Below are 4,051 nucleotides of genomic sequence, written 5' to 3' on the forward strand. Positions count from 1 at the left end.
AATGGGAGACTCTTTGTTTTCCTAGACAAAAATAATTACTTTTTCAAAAAAACACTTTTCTATTTTTTTGTTGGGTATTTTATTCTCTGGAAGTCCCTAATATAACAGATGGTCTCATTAATCTCTAGAGTCAGCGATTCCCTCTGTAGTCATGTTTTTGATGGTTTTCTGCCCGGAAACAAGCTATAATGGTCGAAAGGTCAAATTTGAAAAATTTTGCCTCAAACCCTGTCTGCGTAAGGATTTCAGGAGTTTGTAGCCAGTATTTAATTAGTATTACATTGCTTTAACTCAGGCTCTGTAAGACTTTTAGCCATAGCTAGTATAGTTATACGAGGGAAGTTCAGCTATAACAGCCGAAAACCCTTATCCATCAATGGATGCACCCATTAACTTCTCTTAATGTACCCATGTAGTTTGTAGCATTTCTTAATCAACAAGAATTCTCTCTATTTGCTAGAATAGTGGCGATGTATATAGAAAAAGTTCCTAACCGTAATTCCCCCCCCAGGGAAGTCCTGGAAATGCTGATTTAGTGGGGGAAATTTGGCACGATTTTATATTAGTTAATATTTGCCCTTATGCTTGCTATATAAGCTTATCAGACTACCAATACTTCGGATTTTGGGCATGATTAATTTCTGAAGGATAAAAAACCTAGAAATCAGATTTTAGGATGGGAAACAAGTTGAATATCGATTTTATTTCTCTTGAATTCCCACTCTTGACCTCTCAGCCTTCTGATCTTCCAGAAATTTGGCTCTTCGGTTTGTGTTATGCAATGGACGGGGGGTTATAAGGGATGGAACCCTTATATAGAAAGGCATTTAGCGATTTTTGTCAATTGTTTTTTATCTAGAGCGAACTAATCAATTAAGTCTTTTGCCAGATAAGGATTTAGTCGATTTATGCCCCCTATCGAACCATAACAAGTAACGAAGAGCCAAGCTTTTCAACATTAATAATGTACCTCGTGCGAACAGAAAACGCTATATATGCTAAACTTATTAGTTGAAAAATAATCTTTCTTTTTTTAATAAATAAAACTGCAATCACGTTAAGTTTGATCCCCCCAACCCCCCTTATCAAGGGGGGCTAAGTACGGTAACATGACTAACCAGAAAGTAAGCTTATGCAATTAACCAATCATCATCTACCCTACAATCCCAAACTCGTAGAACGAGCCAAAGAACTCCGTAAAAACATGACCAAAGCTGAAAGAAAACTTTGGTATGAATACTTAAAAAATTTTAAATATAGAGTTCATCGTCAAAGACCGATTGATCAATTTATTGTTGACTTTTATTGCCCCGAATTAAAATTAGTGATTGAAATTGATGGTGATATTCATAATAGTGAAGATGCTCAGAACTATGACTTAGAAAGAACCCAAATTTTATCAGGTTATGGATTAACAGTAATCCGCTTTACTAATCAAGAAGTTTTGAGTAATTTTGAGGGAGTTTGTGGAGTAATTGGAAGTTTGATCCCCCCAACCCCCCTTGATAAGGGGGGCTTTGATCCCTCCTTATTAAGGGGCTTTGATCCCCCCAACCCCCCTTGATAAGGGGGGCTTTGATCCTTCTTGATAAGGGGCTTTGATCCCCCCAACCCCCCTTGATAAGGGGGGCTTTGATCCCTCCTTATTAAGGGGCTTTGATCCCCCCAACCCCCCTTGATAAGGGGGGCTTTGATCCCTCCTTATTAAGGGGGATCTGACAATTTTTAACACCTAACTAATTAGAGAGGAAAAGAATACCCAAAAAGTTCTATTGACAACTTTTGCAAGAGAGAGCAAGGACAAAATCAAGGATTTACAATCTCGGTTTCAGAACAGTCCACTGGGTTACGGGAGCCATTGCTTTCCAACCCAAAAACTTGCCGACCGGTTCGGCTTTTTCAATGCCAATTCGCAGCAGTTCCCCTCCTAATTTACTATGCCATTGCAAGAGGACTAATTCGCTTTCAATTGTAACAGTATTGGCAACAAGACGACCCCCGGGGCGCAGGGCTAACCAACAGGTTTCCAATAGGTGGGGTGTGGTGATACCGCCACCAATAAAAATAGCGTCCGGCTGCGGTAAATCTTCCAGGGCGCTCGGTGCGATTCCGGCGACGATTTGCAGGTGAGGCGTTCCCAAGGCGGCGGCATTATCGGCAATGTATTGTAATCTGGTGGGATGATGTTCGATCGCAATAGCCTGGCAACGGCGATCGCTCCGCAGCCACTCAATGGCAATGGAACCACAACCTGCCCCCACATCCCAGAGCAATTGTCCGGGTAGGGGAGCCAATGTACTCAGAGTGATAGCACGAACTTCTCTTTTTGTCAACTGTCCGTCATGATGGTAGGCAGAATCCGGCAGTCCTGGAAGGCGCGGCGCCAGGGTGGGGGGATGGGAGGAGATGCAGCTAATGGCGATGACATTTAAATCCGCCAGATCTGTAAACTGCCAATCGTTGGCGATGCCTTGAATGTGGCGTTCCAGGGTTCCCCCTAGATGTTCTAAAACCGTGATGGAACTCTCGCCAAAACCTCCCTCCCGGAGCAGCCGAGCAGCGATCGCTGGAGTCTGGGCATCGGCACTCAGTACCAGCAGTTTAGCGCCGGGATAAAGCACCCCATTCAACCAAGCCGGAGGGCGACCGCACAAACTCAAAGTTTCCACTTCACTCAGAGACCAACCCAAACGACTACAGGCAAGACTGAAGGCAGAAGGAGAGGGAATAATCGTCATTTCCTCAAGGGGAATCTGACGGGTGAGGGTGACACCAATCCCGTAGCACATGGGATCACCACTGGCCAAAACACAGACGGATTGACCACGAAGGCGGATAATCTCGTTCACAGAGTCTTGAATAGGAGAAGTCCAGAGCAGTTTTTGCCGTCGATCCTCTGGGGGTAACATTGCCAGATGTCGTTCACCACCGACAATAACTGATGCTAAAGAAAGCAGACTTCGCCCCACCGAACTTAACCCTTCTAAGCCATCTTCACCAATTCCTATGATCGATAGCCATTTCGACTTACAATTGCGATCCGCCATATTAAAAAAAATCGCTACTATTTCATTATCTGCCATCAGGCTCTATCCTTCAAACAAGATATAATCGGGTTAGTGTCAAGTTAATTTAGAGGAAAAATTATGACCACCACCGCCGATGACGTTTGGAGATTATTAGCCGAATTAGTAGAAGCTCAAAAAGAAACCGAGCGACGCTTTCAAGCAACTGATCGCCAAATTACCAGACTCAGTCAAGAAATTGGTAATCTTGGGGGTAAATGGGGTCGTTTTGTCGAAAATATGGTAGCCCCAGCTTGTGAGACTTTATTTTTAAATCGTCAGATTCCCGTACATCAAGTTAGTCAAAGAGTCAGAAAACGTCTCGACGGTAAAACCCTAGAAATTGATGTGTTAGTAACTAATGAGAATCATGTGCTAGTAGTGGAAGTCAAAAGTAGTTTAAGTGTAGATGATGTCAAAGAATTAATCAAGAATCTAACAGAATTTAGACAATTTTTTCCCGAATATAACCACAAACAATTATATGGGGCAGTAGCAGGCATTGAAATCGAAGAAGGAGCGGATAAATATGCCTATCGTCAAGGTTTATTTGTCTTGGCACAAAGGGGTGAAAACGTAGCGATTCTTAACGATACTGAGTTTCAACCGAAAACGTGGTAGGGGCTTTAAAAACAAGATGTAATCAGGTTATTGTCAAGTTAATTCAGAGGAAAAATTATGACCACCACCGCCGATGATGTTTGGAAATTATTAGCCGAATTAGTAGAAGCTCAAAAAGAGACAGAAAGATGCTTTCAAGAAACCGAGCGACGCTTTCAAGAAACCGATCGCCAAATTACCAGACTCAGTCAAGAAATTGGTAATCTTGGGGGTAAATGGGGACGTTTTGTCGAAAATATGGTAGCTCCAGCTTGTGAGACTTTATTTTTAAATCGTCAGATTCCCGTACATCAAGTTAGTCAAAGAGTCAGAAAACGTCTCGACGGTAAAACCCTAGAAATTGATGTGTTAGTAACTAATGAGAA

Annotated in this window: 4 protein-coding genes; 3 read left to right on the plus strand and 1 reads right to left on the minus strand. The window is 42.4% G+C overall.

The features are described from left to right. Window positions 1-1,132: 1,132 nt before the first annotated feature. The gene (locus PX481_RS27015) at window positions 1,133-1,564 is read left to right on the plus strand and encodes an endonuclease domain-containing protein (RefSeq protein WP_223213117.1); all 432 of its coding nucleotides are present in this window, start codon (window positions 1,133-1,135) and stop codon (window positions 1,562-1,564) included. Between the two features lie 250 nt (window positions 1,565-1,814). On the opposite strand, the gene cbiE is transcribed toward PX481_RS27015, so the two are convergent. Next, window positions 1,815-3,083 (minus strand): precorrin-6y C5,15-methyltransferase (decarboxylating) subunit CbiE, encoded by a 1,269-nt coding sequence (cbiE, locus tag PX481_RS27020; RefSeq protein ID WP_288097020.1) that lies wholly within the window; start codon window positions 3,081-3,083, stop codon window positions 1,815-1,817. Between the two features lie 63 nt (window positions 3,084-3,146). Here cbiE and PX481_RS27025 point away from each other — a divergent pair, with 63 nt between their 5' ends. Together PX481_RS27025 and PX481_RS27030 are read left to right on the plus strand one after the other, a co-directional pair. Beyond that, window positions 3,147-3,686 carry an NERD domain-containing protein gene (locus tag PX481_RS27025; protein ID WP_061432618.1) on the plus strand — a complete coding sequence of 180 codons (540 nt, stop codon included), beginning with the start codon at window positions 3,147-3,149 and terminating at the stop codon, window positions 3,684-3,686. A gap of 57 nt (window positions 3,687-3,743) precedes the next feature. After that, window positions 3,744-4,051, plus strand: a 308-nt coding sequence (locus tag PX481_RS27030) for a DUF3782 domain-containing protein (protein WP_288097023.1), incomplete at its 3' end; no start/stop codon positions are given.

The organism is Microcystis sp. M53603_WE2 (assembly GCF_030065435.1).